General features: G+C 57.9%; 22 protein-coding genes and 1 pseudogene. 13 read left to right on the top strand and 10 right to left on the bottom strand.

Annotation, left to right across the window (positions count from 1 at the left end; all coding sequences use genetic code 11):
• The first annotated feature begins 24 nt into the window (after nt 1-24).
• Entirely contained in the window at nt 25-1,152 is a 1,128-nt protein-coding gene (locus MCACP_RS13305) for a TolC family protein (protein WP_406677224.1), read from the top strand.
• A gap of 133 nt (nt 1,153-1,285) precedes the next feature.
• Nucleotides 1,286-2,833: an S-layer homology domain-containing protein gene (locus tag MCACP_RS13300; protein WP_406677222.1), complete on the top strand. Its 1,548-nt coding sequence runs from the start codon at nt 1,286-1,288 to the stop codon at nt 2,831-2,833.
• 54 nt (nt 2,834-2,887) lie between these two features.
• Here the strand turns inward: MCACP_RS13300 and MCACP_RS13295 are convergent, their stop codons facing one another.
• Both MCACP_RS13295 and MCACP_RS13290 read right to left on the bottom strand, forming a co-directional pair.
• A complete protein-coding gene (locus MCACP_RS13295) occupies nt 2,888-4,291 on the bottom strand; it encodes an S-layer homology domain-containing protein (RefSeq protein WP_406677221.1) in 1,404 nt (467 codons plus the stop codon).
• Nucleotides 4,292-4,357: 66 nt separating this feature from the next.
• Nucleotides 4,358-5,560, bottom strand: coding sequence for a PQQ-binding-like beta-propeller repeat protein (locus tag MCACP_RS13290; protein WP_406678759.1), 1,203 nt, complete (start codon nt 5,558-5,560; stop codon nt 4,358-4,360).
• Nucleotides 5,561-5,702: 142 nt separating this feature from the next.
• On the opposite strand from MCACP_RS13290, the gene MCACP_RS13285 reads away from it, so the two are divergent.
• Nucleotides 5,703-6,014, top strand: a complete 312-nt coding sequence (locus tag MCACP_RS13285; protein ID WP_406677220.1) for a type II toxin-antitoxin system Phd/YefM family antitoxin — start codon at nt 5,703-5,705, stop codon at nt 6,012-6,014.
• Nucleotides 6,015-6,155: 141 nt separating this feature from the next.
• Here MCACP_RS13285 and MCACP_RS13280 read toward each other — a convergent pair whose 3' ends face one another.
• From MCACP_RS13280 to MCACP_RS13255, 6 genes are all read right to left on the bottom strand, one after another.
• Entirely contained in the window at nt 6,156-7,268 is a 1,113-nt protein-coding gene (locus tag MCACP_RS13280) for a hypothetical protein (protein ID WP_406677219.1), read from the bottom strand.
• A 98-nt stretch (nt 7,269-7,366) separates the two neighbouring features.
• Nucleotides 7,367-7,978, bottom strand: a complete 612-nt coding sequence (locus MCACP_RS13275) for a TetR/AcrR family transcriptional regulator (protein WP_406677218.1) — start codon at nt 7,976-7,978, stop codon at nt 7,367-7,369.
• Nucleotides 7,979-8,053: 75 nt separating this feature from the next.
• Complete coding sequence (locus MCACP_RS13270) at nt 8,054-9,253, bottom strand: ABC transporter permease (protein ID WP_406677217.1); 1,200 nt, start codon at nt 9,251-9,253, stop codon at nt 8,054-8,056.
• 13 nt (nt 9,254-9,266) lie between these two features.
• Entirely contained in the window at nt 9,267-10,406 is a 1,140-nt protein-coding gene (locus MCACP_RS13265; RefSeq protein WP_406677216.1) for an ABC transporter permease, read from the bottom strand.
• Nucleotides 10,399-11,106, bottom strand: a complete 708-nt coding sequence (locus tag MCACP_RS13260) for an ATP-binding cassette domain-containing protein (RefSeq protein ID WP_406677215.1) — start codon at nt 11,104-11,106, stop codon at nt 10,399-10,401. Before MCACP_RS13260 ends, MCACP_RS13265 begins: the two co-directional genes overlap by 8 nt.
• Nucleotides 11,107-12,303: an HlyD family secretion protein gene (locus tag MCACP_RS13255; protein ID WP_406677214.1), complete on the bottom strand. Its 1,197-nt coding sequence runs from the start codon at nt 12,301-12,303 to the stop codon at nt 11,107-11,109.
• Between the two features lie 201 nt (nt 12,304-12,504).
• Between MCACP_RS13255 and MCACP_RS13250 the strand changes: the two are divergent.
• Nucleotides 12,505-13,134, top strand: a pseudogene (locus tag MCACP_RS13250) (DUF4351 domain-containing protein); the annotation flags it as partial.
• Here MCACP_RS13250 and MCACP_RS13245 read toward each other — a convergent pair.
• The gene (locus MCACP_RS13245; protein WP_406677213.1) at nt 13,069-13,587 is read right to left on the bottom strand and encodes a hypothetical protein; all 519 of its coding nucleotides are present in this window, start codon (nt 13,585-13,587) and stop codon (nt 13,069-13,071) included. The pseudogene MCACP_RS13250 and the gene MCACP_RS13245 overlap by 66 nt on opposite strands.
• Nucleotides 13,588-13,857: 270 nt before the next feature.
• Here MCACP_RS13245 and MCACP_RS13240 point away from each other — a divergent pair, with 270 nt between their 5' ends.
• From MCACP_RS13240 to MCACP_RS13205, 8 genes are all read left to right on the top strand, one after another.
• Nucleotides 13,858-14,178 carry a hypothetical protein gene (locus MCACP_RS13240; protein ID WP_406677212.1) on the top strand — a complete coding sequence of 107 codons (321 nt, stop codon included), beginning with the start codon at nt 13,858-13,860 and terminating at the stop codon, nt 14,176-14,178.
• Nucleotides 14,171-14,524 (top strand): toxin-antitoxin system TumE family protein, encoded by a 354-nt coding sequence (locus tag MCACP_RS13235; RefSeq protein ID WP_406677211.1) that lies wholly within the window; start codon nt 14,171-14,173, stop codon nt 14,522-14,524. The genes MCACP_RS13240 and MCACP_RS13235 overlap by 8 nt, the downstream gene beginning before the upstream one ends.
• 196 nt (nt 14,525-14,720) lie before the next feature.
• Nucleotides 14,721-15,167, top strand: a complete 447-nt coding sequence (locus MCACP_RS13230) for a MarR family winged helix-turn-helix transcriptional regulator (RefSeq protein ID WP_406677210.1) — start codon at nt 14,721-14,723, stop codon at nt 15,165-15,167.
• Entirely contained in the window at nt 15,154-16,749 is a 1,596-nt protein-coding gene (locus MCACP_RS13225) for a DHA2 family efflux MFS transporter permease subunit (RefSeq protein WP_406677209.1), read from the top strand. The genes MCACP_RS13230 and MCACP_RS13225 overlap by 14 nt, the downstream gene beginning before the upstream one ends.
• 23 nt (nt 16,750-16,772) lie before the next feature.
• Nucleotides 16,773-17,468 (top strand): HlyD family secretion protein, encoded by a 696-nt coding sequence (locus MCACP_RS13220; RefSeq protein WP_406677208.1) that lies wholly within the window; start codon nt 16,773-16,775, stop codon nt 17,466-17,468.
• 31 nt (nt 17,469-17,499) lie between these two features.
• A complete protein-coding gene (locus MCACP_RS13215) occupies nt 17,500-18,699 on the top strand; it encodes an efflux RND transporter periplasmic adaptor subunit (protein ID WP_406677207.1) in 1,200 nt (399 codons plus the stop codon).
• Nucleotides 18,700-18,933: 234 nt separating this feature from the next.
• Nucleotides 18,934-19,278, top strand: a complete 345-nt coding sequence (locus MCACP_RS13210; RefSeq protein ID WP_406677206.1) for a nucleotidyltransferase family protein — start codon at nt 18,934-18,936, stop codon at nt 19,276-19,278.
• On the top strand, nt 19,275-19,475 hold the full coding sequence (locus tag MCACP_RS13205) for a hypothetical protein (RefSeq protein ID WP_406677205.1): 201 nt from the start codon (nt 19,275-19,277) through the stop codon (nt 19,473-19,475). The genes MCACP_RS13210 and MCACP_RS13205 overlap by 4 nt, the downstream gene beginning before the upstream one ends.
• Before the next feature lie 138 nt (nt 19,476-19,613).
• Here the strand turns inward: MCACP_RS13205 and MCACP_RS13200 are convergent, their stop codons facing one another.
• Nucleotides 19,614-21,062, bottom strand: coding sequence for an ATP-binding protein (locus tag MCACP_RS13200; protein ID WP_406677204.1), 1,449 nt, complete (start codon nt 21,060-21,062; stop codon nt 19,614-19,616).
• 238 nt (nt 21,063-21,300) lie between these two features.
• Between MCACP_RS13200 and MCACP_RS13195 the strand changes: the two genes are divergently transcribed.
• Nucleotides 21,301-23,007 carry an FAD-dependent oxidoreductase gene (locus tag MCACP_RS13195; RefSeq protein WP_406677203.1) on the top strand — a complete coding sequence of 569 codons (1,707 nt, stop codon included), beginning with the start codon at nt 21,301-21,303 and terminating at the stop codon, nt 23,005-23,007.
• Nucleotides 23,008-23,022 lie beyond the last annotated feature (15 nt).

Below are 23,022 nucleotides of genomic sequence, written 5' to 3'. Positions count from 1 at the left end.
TCCGATTATAGAGGTGAATTGTAAATGCGCTTGAAAATGCGCGGACTGCTGGCGCCCCTGGCGGCGGCCCTGCTCTTCATCTACTTTTCTCTACCGGCCGCAGCCGCGGCGGGAAATGGGGAGAGCGGAGAAAGTCAGGTCATTTCTCTGGAAAAGGCCGTGAGCATGGCCGTGCAGAACGATAAGGGTTTAAAAAGTGCCCTGCAGGAAATAGAGCGTACTAGGTCCCTGCGCGAGAGCGCCCAGGAAAATGTAAACTTTACGCCGGTGGAGGGCGGCTACGGCGGCCCCTACGGACCCCAAATTGAAGCAAGCTGGCTCCAGCTCTTAGGTGCAGACCTCAACTACCGCATGAGCCAGCGCACTTATCAGGCCAACCTGGACGCCCTGGCCCTGAAAGTATGCAAAGCCTATTGGGATGTGCAGGTGGCCCAGCAGAAGGTTGCAGTACAGGAAAAGGCCAAACAGCAGGCTCTCTTGAACCTGCAGAACACACGCGCCGCCGTGCAGGCCGGAACGGCCGCTTCTTCCTCCCTCGCTGTAGCCGAGAACCTCTGGCGGCAGGCGGAAGACGGCCTTACCGCCGCCCGTCACTCCCTTGACAATGCCTATACAGTATTCAATAATCTTGTAGGCCTGGATGCCAATGCGCGGCCTATCTTGAACGAGCAGCCGTCCTATTCCCCACTGCAGGTGGCCAATCTGGAGTACGAGGTGCAGCGGGTACTGGAGCACGATCCCAACGTCTGGAAGGCCCAGCAGAACATCGACGTCAAGCGCTGGAGCGCGGAAATGATGTACAGCTCGGGATCTTATACCCCCTATGATGCCCGCCAGGCGGAGCTGAAGCAGGCCGAATACAACCTGGAAAACGTTAAGGAATCAATGGCCAAAGCCACCCGCTCGCTTTACTACCAGGTAAAGAGCGTGGAAGAAAACTATGGCGCCGCCGTGGCAGCTCTGGAGGCGGCCCGGGAAAAGCTGCGGGTAGAGCAGGCAAAAGCGGCGGCAGGCATGAACACAAAGGCCGAGGTGGTAGCGGCCGAGCTAGACGTGGCCAAGGCCCAGGCGACAGTAGATGAGCTAGTGCGCAACCATGCTTACCTAAAGCTAGCCTTTGAAAAACCGTGGGCCATGTCCTCGGGCGGATGATCCTTTTAGAAACCTTGGCCCAAAGATGCACAGGTGTAACCGCAGGGGCAAATTCCCCTACGGTTTTTATTTTACCGCTGTACTTTAAATGTCAGCGGAAGTGAGGAGGGGAAAAATGCAGAACCGCCCTTCATTGCCGCTTTATAAAGTGTTCCTTCTGGCCATTCTGATGGCGGCCGTAGCCATGGTCTTCTTACTGCCGGGGACCGCCCTGGCCGATGACGAAGAAGAAAAGAGCTACAATGAACTGGTTATAGAAGACTTATTGTATTACAAATACTCCTTTGAGCAGGGAAACATCGATGTGGGCACCCTGCTTGACCACCTGCAGGACGCCCTGGATAAGCTCAATAAAAGCGACATCCGGGACGACATGCGGGAAGATATCCGCCAGGTCGTCAGGATGGTCGCCGCCAATATGGCCGAAATTCCGGCCGGCAGTATCCCCGTTAAGACCACCAAAACAAAGGTGATCATTTCCCTGAGTGAGAAAACCCTGCCGGAGCACTACCGCAAAGTAATTTTGAAGGCCGAAAAGCTTTACGACCGTCTTGCTGAGATCGGCCTGAACGACATGGTCCAGCTATTGCAGGAAAGCAGGCCTACCGACGTAATTGGGTTGACCGTGCCGGAAGGTTACTCTAGGGATAGCTTCCAGGTAATTTTGCCTTCGATAAACGCCAACGACTTTGAAGGACTTGAAGGTTACAGCCTGTTGGTAAAAGGTAACGAAGTTACTTTCAAAGTCCCTTTGAAGATTTTGCGCTCCAAAGAAGGGGGCGACAGTTTAAACTTCACTTACAAAACGGTAGAGCCGGCGCCGCTGTCGATCCCCGGCCCCAACGCCTTGAAGAGCGCTGTGTACGATATTGATATTTACTGGCAGCGGCCGGACGGCTCCCGGGTGGATAAACAGACCAGCCAGGTAATGCTGACGCTGCCTTATCGACAAGGAGAAGTTTCCGACTCCGCTTATCTCGGCGTCTTCACCTACAACGAAGCTCGAAGCGATTGGAATATCGTCCAGGGAGATTTTACCTCCCCCGGCCGGGTTGAGATTTCCCTGGTCAATCCCGGCAAATTTGCGGTCCTGGAGTATAAGAAAACCTTTGCCGACGTTGCCGGCCACTGGGCGGAAAAAGATATCGTCTACATGGCTTCCAAGCAGATCGTCCAGGGACTGCTGGATGACCTTTTCCTGCCCGACAACCCTGCAACCCGGGCGCAGTTTGCGGCCATGGTTCTCAGGACCTTCGGCCGACCGGAAGCTGCGCCGGAAAAACCAACCTTCGTCGACGTGACCCCCGGCATCCAGTACTTCGGGGCGATTGAAGGCGCTTACAGGGCCGGGCTGGTTGCCGGTATCGATCAGACCCATTTCGCGCCGGGCCTGACTATCACCCGCGAAGAGATGGCGGCGATGATCGCCAGGGGGCTGGGCGCGGAGTACAAAGCCGCGGTCGATTTGAGCGGCGCCCTGGAGAAGCTGAAAGGTTTTAAGGACTACGGCGACCTTTCTCCCTGGGCCCGGGAAAGCATGGCCCTGTGCTACCAACTGGGGATTATTAAGGGAACGCCGGATGGGGCCATCCTGCCCAAAGCATATACCAGCCGCGCCGAGGCGACGGTCATGCTGCGGCGGGTCCTAAATATCCTCGAGGCAGACAAATCCACCCTTTAAAACCAGGTAATAAGGAAAAAGCTGGCCGCAGGATCGGCATCCTGCGGCTTATTTTTAAAGTATCTTTATCTCCAGCACTTTATCCCAGTCCAGACAGGTTATCTCGACTTTGGCGCCTGCCTGCAGCCCGCCGCTGCCGGTGTACTGATTGCCGTCCTTATCGGAGAGGCGGGCGCGATCCCAGTTGAGGAAGACATTTCCCAGTTCTTTGTCGAATTTGTCCAGGTAAAGCTTGCGGCCTTCGACTGCCTCAATGGTGCCGCTGGCTTTCTTCACCTTCAGGGGTTCGACGTTCCAGACCGCCGCACCGTTCAATTCCACCTTTACCCACTGGCCCTGCTTCAGGGCGAAAAGGCCGCCGGGCACTGTTGTCGCCCAGGTCGCTTCATAGGTCTTCAGGTCGTGGTCCAGGTCCCGCAGTACCAGTTGCAGGCCGCGGCCCCGGACTACCTTTTCTACGGTGCCTGTATTGACGGTTAATTGCCCCGGTTGGCGGGGCTCGTAAGCCTTGATGAAGGCCAGCTCGTTACGCCGGTTGAGGACGGTCAGGACGTGCATATTTTCCAGGGCGAAGGGAGTCGGCAAGGGGACGTTGAAGACGGCGGCGGAGGCGGCCATGGGGTAATCCTTGCTGCCGCTGGTTGGCGTGCTAATGGTCACTAAATAGCGGGCCGCCGCAGTTCCAGGGCTGGTACCGCGGCTTCCAGCTGGGCCTGAAGGATTTCCGGCGCGCCCGGTGTCCTGTTTGACCTCCTGCACCCAGCCATCCAGGCGGCGTTCCGGCGCCGGGTTGAGCCAGCCGTTCTCCACCATCCGGGCCAGCAGGGCCAGCATTTCGGCGCGGGTAATGGTATCCACGGGGCGCAGGGTGCCGTCGGGAAAGCCCCGGATTATCTGCAGGGCCGCCAGGGTGGCGGCGGCCGGGCGGGCCTCTTCCGGCACCAGGACGGCATCGCTGAAGTCCAGGGGCGCGTCCTGCTGCAGGGGCGTCTTCAGGCTGCGGGCCAGGAGCTGCCACACCAGGTAACGCGGCGCCGGCCCCATGAGCAGGCCTTCCTGCAGTTCGTCCGGCAGGAGGATTTTTTGCTCTACGGCCAGGGCCAGGTCGCCTGCGGCCCAGGCGACTCCCGCCGGCACGGCCGGGGCCGTGCCCCGGTTGGCGCTGACGGAAGGACGGGCCGTAGGTAGGGGCATCTGGCCGCCGGGGCGGGCAGGGAGGTTCCCGGCGCTGCTGTAGCCGGTGGAGCGCAGCAGCAGGGAAACCGCCTCCACCGCCGTCAGGGGCTGGTCCGGGCGGCAGGTGCCATCCGGGTAGCCGTGGACGATGTCCAGTGCCCCGAGAAAGTTGATGGGCTCTGCGGCCCAGTGGCCGGCGGCGTCGGGAAAGAGCCCATCGCCCCACGCTGCCAGGGCCGGGCGGGGGAAGGCCAGGAGCAGGGCCGTTAAGATAGCAAGCAAGAAGTGTCGCACAGGGAAATACCTACCCCCAGGATATGTTCAGGTTCAGATTTAGCCGCGGCAAATTTATTGCGCCGCTCTTGCCAGATTGCCCGATGTAGATACTGCGCCCACGGCTCCGCCGGCGGTTCGTGGCGAGGTATTCGCGTAGGCGGTCTGCAGAGCGTAAAGGATGCCTTTACCGCCGGTAAAATAGACCGTCAGGCCGTCAGGGCCCAGTGCGGGAGTAACCTGTACGCCGCCGTCCACCTCCATATCCCACAGGAGCCGACCGTCCCGGCCGTCGACGGCGTAGAGGCGTTCCCGGCCGGGCACATAGATCGTTCCCTGTCGGTCCACGGCCGGGGCCGCCCCGGAAAGGTCGAGGAGGCGGGTGGAGAGCCGTTCTTCCCCTGTAGCGCCGTCCAGGGCATAGAGGCGTTCCTTGCCGGCCACCAGGTAGACCAGGCCGTCGGGGGCCGCGTTGATGTTGCCTATTTCCGCCTGGCTGAAGCGGCGCGCCCAGACGATAGCGCCGCTGGCCGCGTCCAGGGCGTACAAGGCGCATTTATTCATCACGCTCGCTGTTTTGGGTACGCCGGCCACGTAGAGGTATTTTCCGCCGGGGCTTAAGGAGAGATAAAGCTGCTTCTGCTCGGCGAAGCCCCGCCGCCAGACGGTCGCGCCGCTGCCGTCCAGGGCTTCCACCGTGGTGCCGCTGTCTTTTTCGGTGCGGGCCACAAAAACATATTGCCGGTCGGCGTCCACGGCTACGGGGTAGTCGCTCTGCCCCATGTACCAGAGCATGTCGCGCCGCGGTGCCACGGCGTAAAGGCTCTTGCCCAGGAGCAGGTAAAAGCTTTCCCCCGGTCCCCGGGCGAGGGTGGGCGAGGAGGTATTGCCGCCGCTTTCCCCGCTAGCGACGCTGAAGCTCCAGCCGGGGCGGCCGTAGGGTTTGATCTCGTACAGGGTCCTGGTCGTGGGGACGAAGGCGCTGCCGTCGGGGAAGAAGACCGGCGCGCCGGTGGGCCTCTCCCCTGTCTTAAAGTCCCAGATCTGCTCGCCCCGGTCATTGAGGCGTAGGATGCTGCTGCTCGTTACCAGGAAGATATCGCCCCAGGGGCTTATTACCGGCGGCAGGCCGGAATTGCCGGTGCCGCCGGCGATTTGCCGCTGCCAGAGGATGGTGTAGGGACTGCCGGCCCCGGCCGGCCGGAGGGGGGAAAGGCATAAGGAGAGGGCCACGAGCAAGGCTGTTGAGGAATACATAAAACGGCGCCAGATAATCATGACCACACCTTGCCCTCCTTCGCAGGTTGATTTTTCCGGTTACAAGCCGGCCGGCGACTGGCTACTTTTTCCTTATTTATTCGGCGACCGGGTGCGATTTCCTGCCGGCAGTAGGTCCAAAACCTTCTTGACAACTATACATTTGAACCTCAAGATTAATCTTGAGGTGAACATTATGGAAGAGATCCTTGGCGTTGAAGAAGCAAGGCGGAAATTAGGAAGGTTGGTTACCCAGGTCGCGCAAAATAGGGAACCGGTAATCATAATCCACAAAGCAAAGGAAAAAGCTGTTTTAGTGAGTTATGAAGAATATAAACAATTACAAAAGCTATCGGCTGCCAATGCCGCACAAACAGTAAGTAAGGCTTTGAAAAATATTCAGGAAGCGGTAAAAAAAGCCAACCTGGAACAGGATGTCATCGAGAGCGCCATCCTTGAGGTGCGTACCACTTGAAAAAAGTCGTTTTTGATACGAATGTTTTGGTATCAGCCATTGGGTGGGAAGGTTCGCCCCATAGACTCTTAGAAGCCTGGGGAAGCTAGAAGTTATATCCGCATCCAATCCCATTTGCATTACTTTTTTTGATAAAATACTTTATCTGGAAGAAAACTCGTTCGCTTTTTCCAGCACCTGCTGGATAATCGCCTGGGCTTCCTCTTTGGAAGCGGCCTGGAAAAGTCGCACCAGCATGGAATCAAGTAGTTCCAGGTCGTTAACTTCTCTGACTTTGGTCAGCCATTGAGGAGCTATGGGAGCATATTTTATTTTTAGATAGGTGCAAATGGCCTCCTGGGCCTTTTCGATTTTACCTTCCCGGGCGCCTTCAGCCCGGCCTCTGGCCAGGCCTTTGGCCAGGCCCTCTGCCCGGCCTTTGGCCAGCCCTTCCGCCCGGCCTTTGGCCAGGCCTTTGGCCAGGCCCTCTGCCCGGCCTTTGGCCAGGCCCTCAATCCTGGCCTGCTCGGACCATTCCTTGAGCCATTCCTGCATTATAGGAGATTTATTAAAGATCTCTTTAATCCTCTGCCTTTCTTCAGGTGAATACATAAGTTGCTGCACCTCCTCCATTTCTTCGGGCAATACCAGTTCATTCTTTATGGTGAATTCCGCCAGGTCCTTCCTGTACGGGTTAGACGGGTCCTGGAGGAACTTTTTCAGCAAAAGGACGGTTGCTTGCGTCTCTTTACGCCGCCGACCGGTTATAAAGGGGGCGAAGGGATAAAGGGCTTCCGGGTCCTCCAGTTCGTTAATGACCACAACTTGAACGACAAACATTTCGCCTTTAACCTGATAGATACCGGTCGCTGGGACGTCCGCCTGTACCTTGAGTTTTCTGGCCTTGAGCATCTCCATCATGGCCCGGGGGTAGCTGCTGCTGACCAGGGTGAGGGTGAAGTCATCCAGCACCAGCGCTCCAGGATGCTCGATTACTTTATACAGCCGGGCCAGGGCCAGGCCTTTGTCAAAGTCGTTGGCTTCCAGGTAATCTACAGGCGACTTAAACTCAAAGAGGTTATACCTGCGGAACACCCTGGCCACTGGATGGGCGAGGACAATGTCGGCTTTCTTCTTTATAACGATTACGTCGACATCCAACGGCCTGGAGGAAAGGGCTACCTCCGCCTGGATTTCTACCTGGCCCGGCGGGGCGTCGGACAGTGCCTCCTTTAAAGCCGTCACAAAAACCGGGTGCCATTGCTTGTTGGGCAATTCTCCACTCCCTCTCGCTAAAGATATTATATCACGCTCGGGGAGATGGGAAGAAGTCTTTATCGAATTTTTTAACAACCTTCCGGGAGTAGAGCAGGTCACGCGACGATGTGGTTTAAAATGAGATCGGTGATATGCTTGAGCCTCTTTTCCATATTGCCGGGGCTCAAGGGGTCCTCTTCCCAGAGGATGGCCAGAATATCCTTGTTGGTGAAATAGCCGGAGCAGAGGGTGGTGATGCTGGCCAGCACCTGTTTGAGGTCCAGGTCGGGACGGAAGACGCCCCGGGAAATGCCTTCGGCGAGGATGGCCTTGAGGCTGGGCAGTCCCTGTTCCCACACCTCCGGCAGCACCTTGCGGGCGTACTTTCCGCCCTGGAGGGCTTCCCAGGCCATAAGGCGGGGGTAGTTGGGGTTGGCGGCCAGGAAATAAAAGTAATTGCGGATGGCCTCCGCGACCTGCTGCTTCAGGTCCCCCTTCTCGCGGAAGGCCTTTTTCCCGGCGGCGAGGCTTTTTTCGAAATTCACCTTGAGGACGTAAGTATACAGTTCTTCTTTGCTGTTGAAGTAGTGATAGAGCATGCGTTTATTTACCCGCGCCAGGGCGGCGATTTCATCCACCCGCGCGCCGTCGATGCCTTTGGCGGCGAAGACTTCTTCGGCGGCAGCCAGGATGCGTTCCCGGCTGCCTTTTGCGCTCCTTTCCATCATTTGCTCACGCCTTACCTATTAGGTTTACAGACTAAATTTTACCCCACTTTTTCCGGTCCAGCCAGGGTTCCGGGGTTATTTCCAGCGGGAGGGATACGAGGGGCCGCTGTTTATCGCCGGCCCGGCGTCGGGGGGCGGGTTGAGCCGCTTGGGAAAAGTGACGGCGGCCAGCACCGCCAGGAAAGCCATCAGGCTCAAGGCCCGGAGGTGCGGCAGGATATAGCTCATCTCAAGCTCCTTCAGGGCGACCTGGCGAAAGCCCAGCATCATCCAGGTGGAGGGCAGCAGCCGGGCCAGGAAATTGATAAAAGCCGGTATATGGGTCCAGGGCCAGGTAAAGCCGGAGATCATGAACAAGGGGACGGACAAAAGCATCACGTACCTGGTAACCTGCAGAGAGTTGGGTGCACGGGTGGAAATGAAAAAACCGGCAGCGGTGATGATCAAGTCGTAGAGCAGGCCGAGCAGGATAAGCAGGGTCAGGGAACCGCTGATCTTCAGGTGGACGAAGCGGGCGGCGAACCAGAGCAGGAGGGAGTAATTGAAGAAGCCGGCTACGAAATAAGGCAGGGCCTTGCCGGCGAAGATTTTCCACGCCGGCAAGGGTGCGCTCAAGAACTGCAGCCAGGTCCGGCGCTCTTTCTCCCGGGTTACGGTCAGGCTGACGCTGAGGAGGCCGATCTGGTGCAGGATAATCATGATTAACCCCATGTATAAAAAGTTGGTGTAGCTGAAAGTGGGGTTGTACCAGACTTCGGTGTTCAGGGAGACCGTGTCCATAATGGCGCGGATCTCGTTTTTAGTATAACCCAGCCCCGCCAGGTAGGATGCCGCCCTGCCGGCAATGAAATCGTTAAACACCTCGCGGATGTACTTGCGGGTATTGTACCCCCAGATTAAATTGGAGCCGTCGTAAACGGCCAGTACCCGGGTCAAGGCGTGCCGGGACATGTCCTGCTCAAAGTGTTCCGGGATGACCACGCCGGCCCGTACCCGGCCGTTTTTCATCCCCTCCTGAAGCTCGGGATAGGTCTTTATGCCGTCTATTACCTTGAAGTGGGGGCTGTTGGCGAAGGCGGCGGCTATTTCCCGGCTGAGCTTCGAGTCATCCAGGTCGACGATGGCTACAGGCACGTTGTTCAGGACGGCGGTGACATAGGCGGCGCCGAAAAGGGCGGCGTAGCCGAGGGGTACCAGGAAAACCATTAAAAAAAGGATTTTCTCTTTAAAAATATGGAGCATTTCGTAGTAGGCGATGCTAAGGATCTGCCGCATGAGCCTCTTCCCCCTAACTCCGCGCGATAAAGATAGCCGCTGCTCCATAGCATACGGCGGCGACGGCCAGCATGGCTAGTATATAATGGGACATCAAATTCCAACCGGCGTTTTTGAAGGCAAAGTAGTTTATCCCCTGGAAGAACCACGTCTGGGGCAGAATCCAGGCCAGCTTCTGCAGGTAAACCGGCATGGCTTCCAGGGGCCAGGTATAGCCCGACAGTACAAAGGAAGGTAAGGCGATAATCATGCCGAACCTGGCGGCATTAACGGCGTTATGGGCGAAGCTGGACGCCAGGGTGCCGATGCTGTGGACGGCTACGGCGAACGCCAGGGTGAAGAGGAGAAGGGCCGGCCAGCTGAAGTTGAGGGGCAGCTTCAGGGCGCCGAACCCCAGGATATAGATGGGCAAGACGATGGCCATAAAAATAAATATCTGGGCTATCGATTTGCTGGCGAAGAATCTGAATTTGGAAATGCCGCAGGCTTTGATCTGCAGCCAGCTTTTCATGCCCCTTTCGCCGATGACGTTCAGGCACGCCGCCAGGGTGCAGCACTGCTGCCAGATGTTTAAAGCCAGGGCTAGCACCAGGAAGTAGGCGTAGTTTAGGGCCGGGTTGAACCATGCTTCCTCGCTGATATCGATGGCCTGGTAGGCTTCTTTAGCTTGTTGCAATTGGACCCCCCGGGCCACCAGGGCGTTGACGCCGGCCTGGGCGCTGAGGGTACGGGTGACGGTCAGCAAAGCCGCGGAGGCGTTGGTGGCATAGATCATGTTGCTCCCGTCGATAACTGCCAGCACCCGCGCCTGCCGGCCGAGGGCCAGATTCCTGCCGTAGTTTTCGGGGATGACGACGCCCACGACGGCTTTCCCCCGCTTGATTAACTCCTGCAGGTCGTCGTAACTCGTGACCGAGGCGACTAGCTTTAAATATTCCGCCTTTCCTATCTTGTCCACCAGCTCGCGGCTGGCGGCGGAGTTGTCCAGGTCGACGACCGCGGTGGGGATGTCTTTTAATACCTGGGCGCTGTAGACGGCGTAGAAGAGCAGCAGCCCCAATATAGAGCTGCAGAAAAGGATATAGCGCAAGCCCCTGTCGCGCCAGAGGTAAAACACCTCGCGCCGCATAATGGCCAGGCACTGTCTAAGCATCGCCGTCACCGCCCTGCCTGGCCAGGGACTGGAGCCGGGCGTTCCACCGCGTCAGGGCTTCTTCGGGTTTGTAAAAGGTTATTTTGCCATTTTCCAGCCAGCCTACCCGGTGGACGTGGTGCATAAACTCGGCGTTGCTGAAAGCCCAGATACAGGCCCCGCCTCCGGCGAGAAAAGCTTGTAACTCCCGCAAGATGATGCGGCGCGAATCCAGGTCGATGGTGCCGAGGAGCTCGTCCGCGATGAGCAGTCGGGGGCTGTTGAGGAGGGCGCAGGCCAGGGCCAGGCGCTGGTACGGGCCCGCCTCCATGTGGCCCACGGGTTGATTTAACACTTCGCCCAGCTCCAGCCGCTCAATCAGCCGGTCGATATTATCCCGGCCGACGTTTTTCAGCGCGGCGATAAAGTCGAGGTTTTCCGCCGCGTTCAGATCCTGGAAAAGGCTGCGCTCCTGGGTGACCAGTCCCAGGTATCTTTTAAACTTCTCGGTCCTGCGGATATCCATCCCGGCTATCTCTACTTTTCCGGAATTGAACCTGTCGATGCCGGCCAGGATGTGGAGGAGGGCCGTCTTGCCGCTGCCTTTCATGCCGAAGATGCCCAGGCATTCTCCGGCCATTACTTCCATGTTCAGACCGTCCAGGACGGTTTTTCGGCCTATTTTTTGCGTCAGGTCTTTAACGGCGACGATTGTCTCCATTTACTGCTGCTCCCCTTCCAGGATCTTTACCCTGGCCGTCATACCGGTTTTTAAGACCAGATCCGGGTTGGGGACGTCGATTTTGACCTCGAAGCTGCGGATGTCATGCTCGTACTGGTCGTTAATCGCCTTTTTGACGGCAAACTCGCCGGCGTCGTTGATCCACACCACCTTGCCTTTAAAGATTTTGCCTGGGAAGGCGTCTACCGTGATCTCCGCTTCCTGGCCGAGGTGGACACGGCCGATCTTCTTTTCGCTTATGTAAACTTTGACGTAGGTATGGAGCAAATCGGTGATTTCAAAGACGGGCGTCCCGGCGTTAACCATTTCGCCCTGCTCGAGGTATTTCTGGGTGATGAAGCCGGTTATGGGGGCTTTTAAAACGGCGTCGGCCAGGTAGGCTTTTGCTTCCTCTAGCGCACCGCCGGCTTGCTTGGCCTGGCCGGCGGCGGCTTCTTGCTGGGCCTGGGCCACCGCCACGCCTGTCCGGGCCGAAATAGCCTGGTCGAGAAGGGCGCGGGCCTCCTGCAGCTTCTTTTGCGCTGCATCGTAGGCGTTCCGGGCTCGCTCATAGCTGATCTGGGCTGCGTTGTAGGCGTTATGGGCCCGCTCGTAGCCGATTCTGGCTTCTTCCAGTTTGCGGTCATCTATAGCCCCCTGGTCGTGCAGGAGACGGAGGCGTTCGTAGAGGTCTTGGGCATTGTTTAGCTGATCTTTTGCATCTTTAACGCCTACCTCGGCTGCGTTTACCTGATCTTGAGCGTCCTTAACGCCCACCTCGGCTGCGGCGACGCCTGCCTCGGCCTGCTTGATCTTGGCTTCAATTTGCTGGCTCTGTAAGGTCACGTTATGGCTGGCCTGGTTAACCTGCCCCTGGGCGGCGGCATAGGCCCCTTCGGCCTGGGCCAGCTTGGCGTTGAGCTCGCTGCTGTCCAGGCGGGCCAGCTCCTGGCCCTGCTCCACCCTGGCGCCCTCGTCGACGAGAATGGTTTCGATCCTGCCGGGTATTTTAAAGGCCGCCACAGCTGTTCTGGCTTCTATGGTCCCGGTGGCGATGAGGCTGTCGCGCTCTTCGGCGATTGCCGTTTGTTGCTTGTAAAAGTAGTTGTGAAAGATAAAGACGGCTACGGTGAAGATACCTGCCAGTAAGACGGTTACTGCCGTTTTTTTGAGTTTGATGCGGGTTAAAGCGTTCACAGTGGTCACCTCTTTGCATTGCTTAAGTGCGTGTGACTTCCGGGCTGGCTTTGTTTTATGTTAGTTAGCATAATTTTGTATACTAACTAGTTAGTTACCTATCTACTATCTATATAGCCTGGCGTATACGATGTCAAACACGAAAAAAGACCGTCCTGGACCAACGGTCTACCTTATTTACCAGTTCCTTCCCTCTAATGGATTGAAACAGGGTTTTACAAATTTTTTAGTTACTTTAACTACGCAAAACAAAAACAGTACCACGGGGCAGGTAAGGTCTTCATTCACACCGACGTAACCGCCGGAGAAAGACATATCGTTGATCTCCTGGTGGAAACACGACTTAGAGATGAGCCGGGTTTAATCCTGGTCCATATCGAACCGCAAAGCTACATGCAACAAGATTTTAATGAAAGAATGTTTATTTATTTTAGCCGGCTTTATGAAAAGTACCGGCTTAAAATCTTGCCCATAGCCATATTCAGCTACGACCAGATACAGGACGAACCGGATAATTTTACCGTAGATTTTTCTTTTTTGGAAGTGCTAAAGTTCCGTTTCTACAAACTGGAACTAAAAAAGCTTTACTGGCGGGATTATATTAACAGTGATAATCCAGTAGCGGCTGCCCTGTTAAGCAAGATGGGCTTTAAGCCAGAAGAAAAGGTAAAAGTAAAGGTAGAATTCATGCGGATGCTTACGCGTCTTCGCCTCGACCCTGCCCGCATGGAATTGCTGGGCGGCTTTTTTGAGAGCTACTTAAAACTAAACCAGAAAGAAGAAGAGGAATTTTACCGGGAGCTGGATAAGATCGACAGGAAGGAGGCCGATAAGAAGGTAAAAGCTTTCCCCCGGTCCCCGGGCTAGGGTGGGCGAAGATGTATTGCCGCCGCCGCTTTCCCCGCTGGTGACGCTGAAGCTCCAGCCGGGGCGGCCGTAGGGCTTGATCTCGTACAGGGTCCTGGCCGTGGGGACGAAGGTGCTGCCGTCGGGGAAGAAGACCGGCGCGCCGGTGGGCCTCTCCCCTGTCTTAAAGTCCCAGATCTGCTCGCCCCGGTCATTGAGGCGAAGGATGCTGCTGCCCGTTACCAGGAAGATATCGCCCCAGGGGCTTATAACCGGAGACAGGCCGGAATTGCCGGTGCCGCCGGCTATCTGCCGCTGCCAAAGGATGGTGTAGGGTGTGCCGGCCCGAGCCGGCGTGGAAGGGAAAAAGCATAAGGATAGGGCCAGGAGCAAGGCTGTTGAGGAATACATGAAACGGCTCCAGATAATCATGACCACACCTTGCCCTCCTTCGCAGGTTGAATTTTTCCGGTTACAGGCCGGCCGGCGACTGGCTACTTTTTCCTTATTTATTCGGCGATAGGGTGCGATTTCCTGCCTGCTCTGTAAATAGTGCGGCCGTCGCTCCGCGGGGCATCCAGTTCGTATTCTTCTACAATACGGCGGTAATGATCGTTGGATTGACTGGACTATTGGCTAATGATAGGATGTAAAATAAAGAAACTAATTGTAGAGATATTTTCAGTCAAGAGAGGGGAAGGTGATTTCATGTATGAGGAAAGGGCTAATCTTGATGCCGATTTTTTACGTAAGGTAGGTCCTGTGCTGAGGAGTATGGGGTTTGCCAATGAGAGGGAAGCACTTAAGGAGCAAGCTTTACTCCTGATTTTAAGCAAGATAAACCGCTATCGAGCCGAATGCTTATACTACGAAAAAAAGTATGGTATGACTTTTGAAAAGTTTGCTGCCATGGTTCATGAAAATGGTGGCGAGGATTTCGAACATGAGGACGATCTCCTGGACTGGCGGTTTGCAAAGGAAACACTGGAAGATTTAATGCGCCAGAAAAAGGAGATTGAGGATGCTTAATGTCCTTAAAGCCTTTCGGAGCATTATTAAGACTTATGTCGTTGAACTTTTTGAACGGGAAACCAATCGTAAGCGTTTAAAAGCAACCCTTACTTTTATCGATGGGAGTAAGCTTTTCATAAAAGATTATAATTTTGGCTCTGAACGCAAGTATTCATATCACTGGGCAGATAGATATGGAAAACTTATTATTCGCTGGGACAATGCCCCTCACTGGCACCAGCTTGCCACCTTTCCTCATCATAAGCATATAGGTTCACCAGAAAGGGTAGAACCATCATTAGAGATAGAATTAAGTGAGGTATTGATGTTCATAAAGAGCCAAATAAGTGATTTCAGTGATTAGAGTTCATCAGAAAGGGTTACCTAAAGCCCTTTCTTGTTAACTATACATTTTTGCTGTTGACACGTACCTGGTAACCTGCAGGGAGTTGGGCGCGCGGGTGGAAATGCAGCAGTTGACAGGGCACCATGGTGGTGCTATTATTTTTATCGTTATTACTTCGATATCGTAATATTCGGTTTCAAAGCAGGTGGTGGGATTGCAGGAGATCCAGCTATTAGAGCTTTTCAGCCGGGTGTACCGGCGGCTGGGGCGGCGGCTGGCGCCGCTGTTCCATGCGGAAGGGCTTTCCGGGACGGAAATCCTGGTCCTCTGGAAAGTGCAGAAACGGGGCTCTTTGCGGGTGACGGAGCTGGCCGGGCACACCGGCATCCCGCCCAGCACCTTTACCGGCGTCCTGGATCGCCTGGTGGCCCGGGGGCTCCTGGAGCGGGTGCCGGATCCGGGGGACCGCCGCGGCATCTTGGTGCGGGGTACTCCTGCCCTGGCAGAGTTGATGGACCGGCTGGCGGCAGCCCTTGAAGGCGAACTGAGGCGTATCTTTAATGCCCTGCCGGAAGACTGCAGGCGGCGATTGGTGGCTGATCTAGAAGCGCTCAATCAATACCTGGAACGGGAAGAAGGGGAAAGTCATGGCCGGGCGTGAGCGGGAACAAGCCGGGGCGGGAGCAGACCTGCCGGCAACCGGCGATGGACGGCAGGACGTCTGGGTTGTCCCCGTCCTGGTGGCTCTCATCGGGGCTTTTATGTCTATCCTGGACTCCAGCATCGTCAACGTGGCCATCCCCACCATCATGCACGTTTTTAACACCGATACCAGCACAGTCGAGTGGGTGGTCACCATTTACATGTTGGCGCTGGGGGTTATTGTCCCCCTGAGCGGCTGGCTGGGGGACAGGCTGGGCTTTAAAAAGCTGTACATCCTCGCCCTGGTCATCTTCACCTTCGGTTCTCTCCTGTGTGCCCTGAGCTGGAACGTCGATTCCCTTATCGCGGCCCGGGTCGTCCAGGCCCTGGGCGGCGGCTTGATCATGCCCACCACCATGGCCATGATTTACCGCATGGTGCCCCGCGACAGGATTGGCAGCGCCATGGGAGTGCTGGGAATCGCCCTTTTTGTGGCTCCGGCCATCGGGCCGACGCTGGGCGGCTACCTGGTGGAGTATGTTGACTGGCGCTGGATCTTTACCATCAACCTGCCCATTGGGGTGCTGGGGGTGCTGCTTTCCCTGGTCCTCCTGCCCGATTTCCCGACTGCTGGAGCGGGCAAGTTGGATATCGGCGGGGCCATCACCGCGGCGGTAGGACTTTTTACCCTTCTCCTGGCCCTGAGCAAGGGAGCGGACTGGGGCTGGACGTCGGAAGCCACCGTCCTCCTGTTTTACACCAGCGCCGTTTCCCTGGGCCTTTTTGTGTACCTGGAACTTACCTGTCCTAATCCCCTGCTGGACCTGCGGGTGTTCCGCTATCCGGCCTTTACCCTGGCCAATGTCATGGTGGTGGTGACCACCATCGGCCTGTTTGGGGGCATCTTTTATGTTCCCCTTTTTCTCCAGACCGTCCGCGGCCTGGGGGCTATGGAGACAGGCCTGCTGTCTATGCCCGGCGCCCTGGTCTCGGCGCTGATGATGCCGGTAACCGGCCGCCTTTACGACCGCATCGGCCCCCGTCTGATGGCGGTGACCGGGCTGGTAGTGCTGGCTATAACCACCTATCTCTTTCACTTCTTAGATATTGTTACCCCCGACAGGGTCATCATTACCTGGCTGATCCTGCGCAGCGTAAGCATGTCTTTTGCCTCCATGCCGGCCCAGACAGCGGCCCTGGCGGGGCTGCCGCCCGAGCTGGTGGGACGGGCTTCGGCCATGACCAATATTATCAACCGGGTATCGGGCTCTTTTGGTATAGCTATCCTGACCTCGATTTTAAACCACCGCACCGCCCTGCACAGCATGCGGCTGGCCAGCCAGGTGACGGCGGACAACCCGGCCGTTACTGCCTTTGTCCAGCAGGTCGCTTCCTATCTGGGGAGCGGGGCGGCAGCAACCCAGGCTAAAAGCCTTGCTACCACTTACCTGGCGGGACTGGTGTCGCGGGCGGCCTTCGTGCGGGGCATAGATGATATTTTTGTCGTAATGGCCGGCTTTGCCCTGGCCGGCGTCATCCCGGCCTTCTTCCTTCAGAAGGGGCCTGGTGGTGCCCGGCCGGGATTTGGCGGCGGCGAGTAAACAAAATAGGGAGTGAGCGGCAGTTGTCAAGGAAGCTGGTAGTCATCCTGGTGCTGGTCCTGGCCCTGGCTGGAGCCGGTGCCATTGCCTTTTACTACTACTATGAAAGCCTCAATTATGCCAGCACCGACGACGCCCGGGTGGCGGCGGATACGGTGACGGTAAGCCCGGAAATAGCGGGCAAATTGCTGGAATGGCGCATCCAGGAAGGCGATGAGGTAAAAGCCGGGCAGGTTCTGGGCCGGCAGGACCTGGAATCTACCCTGACTTCCAGCGCCGTCAATCCCCAGGCCCTGGGTACGGCGGCCGGCGTCATGGCCCGCAAGGCGGAAATCCGGGCGCCCATAGACGGCCGGGTGCTGCAATCCAAGGCGGTGGTGGGGCAAATGGCGGCGCCGGGCATGCCCCTGGCCATTATTGCCGACACCAATAACCTCTACATCAGCGCCAACATCAAGGAAACGGTTATTGCCAGGGTCAAGGCCGGCCAGATGGTGGACGTCCGTATCGATGCCTACCCGGGCCGGGTCTTCAGCGGCCGGGTGACGTCCATCGGCCGGGCGACGACGTCGGTGTTTTCTCTGCTGCCGGCCCAGAATGCCAGCGGCAATTATACCAAGGTGACCCAGGTCATCCCGGTGAAGATCCAGCTCGTTGACGCCGGCGACGTGCAGTTGATGCCGGGGATGAACGCTACGGTGCGGATTCATATTAGATGAGAAATTTAACCATTGCGGAGGGGAACGAGCCATGCGAATATGGGGGAAAAGGGCGCTGGCCCTTTTGCTTGCCGCTGTCCTGCCCCTTGGCGCCACCGGTTGCGGCGCCAGGGCCGGGGCCAGCGACCGGGTGACTGTCAAAGCCGTGGCCGCCGGCAAGGGGAAGCTGGCGGCCACGGTAGAAATAACCGGCGCCCTGGCGCCGGCGCGGGTGGCCAATGTAGTTAGCAAGCTGGCGGGACAGGTCCTGGCCGTGAAGGCTGATGTCGGCGACCGGGTACAGGCCGGTCAAGTCCTGGTAGAGATCGATACGAAGGAACTCCAGGCCCAGCTCCAGCAGGCCGAGGCGGCCGTCCGCAGCGTCCAGGATCAGGCGGAGCAGGCACGCATCGGCATGGAGGCGGCGCAGGTAGCCGTAGCCAATGCCGGGGTGGCGCTGGACGCCGCCCAGAAATACTACGACCGCATTAAGGCCCTGGTGGACGCCGGTGCGGCGTCCCAGAGCCAGCTGGACGATGCCCGGACCAAGCTGGACCAGGCAAAAAACGGCTATGAGGCTGCCAGCAAGCAGTACGAGGTGGCCAAAAAGCAGTACGAAACCGCCTCCGGGTCCGGTATGGCCCAGGCCGAAGCGGCGGTCAACACCATTAAAGTAAATATGAGCAATGCCGTCATAACCAGCCCGATCACCGGCGTGGTCACCAACAGGAACATTAATCCCGGCGAAATGGCCGCACCGACGAGCCCCCTGCCCCTGCTGACCATCGCCGACACTTCGACGTTGAAACTCCAGGGTACGGTCGGCCAGGAGGCAGTTACCCTGCTGGCTATCGGGCAAAAGGTGACAGTCACCCTGGACGCCATTCCCGGCCGGGAGTTCACCGGCACGGTGACCCAGGTAGGCCCGTTGGCGGCGGCCACTGGCCAGCGTTTCCCGGTGGAGGTGAGCCTCGCCAACCCGGGCGACCTGAAGGCCGGTATGACAGCCCGCGCCGTTTTTAAACTGACAACGCCGGAAGGCGTCGTCGTCCCGCTGGCAGCCGTCCGTACGGACAACGGCCAGGATTATGTCTTCGTGGTTAAAAATGGCGTGGTAGAGCGGCGGCAGGTAACGTTAGGCCTGAAGAACGAGGAGCAGGTGATGGTACTTAAGGGCCTGCAGGAAGGCGAGCAGGTGGCCGTGACCAACGTGGGCGTGCTGCAGGACGGCATGGCCGTAGCAGTGGAATAACGCCCCGGCGATTCCCCAAGGGGACAATCCCGGCCCGGTTTGAGGCCGCACCAATAAAAAGGCGCGGCCTTTACTTTTTCTGGTTGACTGCTGCTCTGGAAGTTTGGTAGCATCAGATATAGATCATTCTTTCATGATATCATTCTTTCATGCCGAACCCATGTGCCTGGGTATAGATTTTAAGCCTGTGAGGGGGATGCCATTATCTTTCAGGAACTCGCTGGAGAGGATAGTATGACACAAGAATTTGTCCGCTTAAAGCGGCTTCTTGACATAAAACGCGAAGAAGGGTTAGATAAGCGCCGGGCCCTGGCCTGGCAGAAGGCCCGGGAGGTGGCCTCCTTTTTGCGGGACGTTTACGGTGTGCAGGAGGTTATCCTCTATGGCTCCCTGGCCCGGGGCGATTTTCGGGAAACGTCCGATATTGATCTCTTTATCAAGGGCTTTACAGGCCCCTACTGGCAAATGCTGGCCCGGGCCGGGCGCCTGGCCGCGCCCTTTGCTATTAGTATTGTATGTGAAGAGGACGCCCTGCCATCCTTGCAGGAAGAAGTCGCCCGGGAAGGGGTGGAACTTTGATCCCTGAAAGATACCTTTTGCTGGAAGCCCGTATTCATAAAGAAGTGGCCAACCTGGAAAGGTTGGAAAGGGAACTGGCGCGGTACAATTTATTTCCCAGGATTCAAGCCGATTCCCTGGGAGGTTTCAGTCTTACAGATGAAGCCTCCCTGCGGATTATAGGTTCCATCTTGCACGATTACCCTCGACCCGGATAAAATCCGCCAGCTCCTGGAGGAATTGCCGGATCTGGCCGGCGATTTTAAGAAAGACCTCCATCTTTTTACCCTAAGAATGCGCCGGATTATCGGACTTGACAGCGTTTAAGTTCTTCAACTGTATTTCGATAATGCAGTTTATTTTTCTACCCTGGCGAGCTCTCCCCGGAGGTAGTCGACGAACTGCCGTGCGGTGCGGCCGCTGGCACCGTTCTGGTAGAGGGCCCACTGCAGGGCGCGGCGGCGCAGCTCGGCCGGTTCCATTTGCAGGCTGGCTTTGCGGGCCAGCTCGCTGACGATGGTCAGGTACTGCTCCTGGTCGGGGCTGGGGAAGATGACGGTAAGGCCAAAGCGCTCCGCCAGGGAGAGCTTTTCCTGGACGGTGTCCTGCAGGCGCACTTCGCCGGCAGCATTCGGCGTGCGGTCGGCAAAGAATTCCTTCACCAGGTGGCGACGGTTGGAGGTGGCGTAAACCAGGACGTTGGCCGGCCGCGCCTGCAGGCTCCCTTCCAGCAGGCCCTTCAGCTCTTTATATTCCACTTCGTCCTCTTCAAAGGAAAGGTCGTCGATGAAGATGATAAACTTCTGCGGCCTGGGCGCCAGGATTTTTAGTATCTCCTGGTAGTCGCCCAGGTACTTTTTGGGCAGCTCTATAAGCCTAAGTCCCCGGGAACCGTATGCGTGCAGGAGGGCCTTGACCGTCGACGACTTGCCGGTACCCCGGGCGCCGTAGAGGAGGAGGTTGACGGCCGGCAGGCCGCACAGGAATTTCTCGGTATTGTGAATGACTTCCTGGCGTTCGGCCTCGTAGCCTACCAGGTCGGCCAGGGTGATGGGGTCGGGGTGGTCGATGCATACGAGCCTGCCGCCTGCCGGGCCGCGTTCCCAGCGGAAGGCCCAGCAGGCGCCGAAGATGCCCGCGCCACAGGTATGGTAGTAGTCGGCCAGGAGCTTGATACCGTCCTGGCCCCAGTCACCGGCAGCCAGGAGTTTTTCCTTGATCTCCCGACGGGCCGCCTCTGGTGGCTGGAGGGGTTGGTCCGGGTTTAGGGGTTGAAGTTGCGTCCAGTCGGGGATGAAACAGCCATTGTGGACTGGAACTCTGCTGGCATGGGCCGGGCCCGGGGATGGCTTTTGCAGGGCAAGCAGGGCGGCCCCATAAGCGGCGGGGCCCAGGCCGGCCAGGGCCTGGAGGGAACGCAGGTCCTGCCGGACGGCGTCTTTAAGGGCGGCGCCCATATCGTTCCAGCGCTGTTGCCCGGCCTTGAGGGTAAAAGTATTTTCAGCTTCAATGACGCGGTCGAGGAGGTAGTTCTGCCAGGGGTCGCCGGTAAAGGGCCCCTGGTAGAGCTCGGTGTAACCCGCCAGCAGGCGAAAAAAGCGGCGGCAGGCGGCGGCCAGCTTCCCGCCGGGTGCCTGCTTATCTGTTTCGTTACCGGTTGCTTTCCTGTCGCTCTCCTCCCCTTCGCCCAGCAGGCGGCAGACTTCAAGGAAGGCAGCGATAACGGGGTCGCTGGGGAGATCCTGGTAGATAAGCAGATCGCAGTTCTGGCGGTAGATTTGCTGAAAGGTATTGGGAGCAAACATTGATGAGGAACCCCCTTTATAAATAAAATTAGACTACATTTGCTGGCTTAAAGCAAGAATTTTTTGCGTCTCCCGACGAGGGATTAAGGGAGCCGCGGGATAATAAAGATATTTTTGCTGTTTTAGGTGAAAGGCGATTGGGAATCAGCTGATGGAGCAACGTTTGCTATTATTTTTTATCGTCTTATGTTTTATGTTAACTTTTTCCGGAGCGGGGACCCGCCCGGAGGGCTGGCCCTTGGCGGCGCCTGCGGTCCGGGCGGATATCGTCGTTTACGGCGGCGGCCTGGCCGGGTGTGCGGCGGCCTGGAAGGCTGCTGCTACGGCGCCGGATAAGTCCGTGGCCCTGGTGGTCCCTTACCTTGGGCGCGAATATGGCGGCCTGGCCACGGTGGGCGGCCAGAACTTTTGGGACGTGCGTTACTGGGCCCGGGACGGGCGGCTGGCCCAGGGAGGATCTTTTGCCCGCTGGTTTAAGGCTGTGGGCCCCTTTTACCGCACGGCGGATCTTGCGGCGCGGATTGCCGCCGACCTGGGTAAACTCTCCAATCTCCATACTTACTGGGCCATGGATATTACTGCCGTCCGGAAGGACCGGCGCGGGCGGCTCAAGGCCCTGGCCCTGCGTAGCATGCAAAGGGATGCCGCCGGGACGGTAATCTGGGGTGAAGAGCGTCTGATACTGGCCGCGACTATCTTTGTCGACGCTTCGGAAGACGGGCGGCTCAGCCGTCTGAGCCAGGCCGGGGTGACGGTGGGCCGCGGGGACTGGCCCGCTGAATTTTTGGCGGCGGATCTGGTCAGCGGGGAAAAGGCGTGGCGTCTTATGAGCCTGCGGTTGCAAGGAGGTAGTACCGGCACCGGAGGAGGAGCGGCCGGCCGGCCGGGGCCCGGCCGCGAGGAGCGTTTCCTGCTGCCCCGTCAGCAGGCGGCTACCCTCATGTTCAAGGTGCGCGGGGTGCAGCCCGGCCGTTACCGGGATATGACTTTCCGCCAGGAGGGAGGGGTATGGGCCGCCTATGGCGGCAGGGAAGTTTACATAAACGACCCGGTGGTTACCGCCTTTAACGACAGGTACGGCCCGACGGGCTTTGCCATAAAGCCTCTCAATGCCGTCCAGGACGGACCGGGGAACCCGGAGTGGTGGGTCAATGCCCTCCTCATCTTTAACGTCGACGGCCGGGCGAATGCCCGCGACCGGGGACACGATGCTTATCCGGAGGATATGGCGCCGGGAGCCCTGGACACGGACACGGCCTGGCAGCGGGCGCGGGAGATGCTGGCGAACCCTGATTTCATTAGGGCCCTGCGCCGCTTCGATGGCTTCCATGAGGCGGAAGTGGTGCCTGATGCGGATGGGAAACCCCTGGCCGGCGGGATGCTCTACCTGCGGGAAACGATTCATACGGTAGTCGATCCCCGGGAAGCAGGACCGGGGACGGAGGACAGCAACTACGCTCTGACTGCGGCGGCCGTCCACGGCGCCGGGCCTGGACCGGCGGAAGGCAACGATCGCGGCAATTATGCAAACCGCATCGGCCTGGGCTTTTACTGGCAGGATATCAATGCCTATCATTTCAGCGACCTTAAGGGGGGCGACGGTCGCTACCGCTGGCCGGTGACGCCTTTCTTGCGGCCTGATTATCCCCGGACCACGCCGGGGCCGGGCGGGTGGCCGCAGAACCCGGTCTATATCCCCTTTAACACCCTCCTCAGCCGCCCGGTGCCCAATTTGCTCATCCCCGGCTATGCGGCCAGCATCTCTTCCCTGGCCTGGGCTGAGCTGCGAGTCTTGCCCAATCAATGCGTCTTGGGGGATGCCGCCGGCGTGGCGGCGGCATACGCCGTGACGAAAGGTCGCGATCCCGGTACCTTCACCGATGCCGACGTGGCGGCCGTCCGGGAGATACTGGTGCAGCGCTTCGGCGCCCGGGTGGACAAATAACATGGTATTTATTGG

Source organism: Neomoorella carbonis, assembly GCF_045278715.1.
Classification (GTDB): Bacteria; Bacillota; DSM-521; order Neomoorellales; family Neomoorellaceae; genus Neomoorella; species Neomoorella carbonis.
This window is presented reverse-complemented; position numbering and strand designations above follow the sequence as displayed.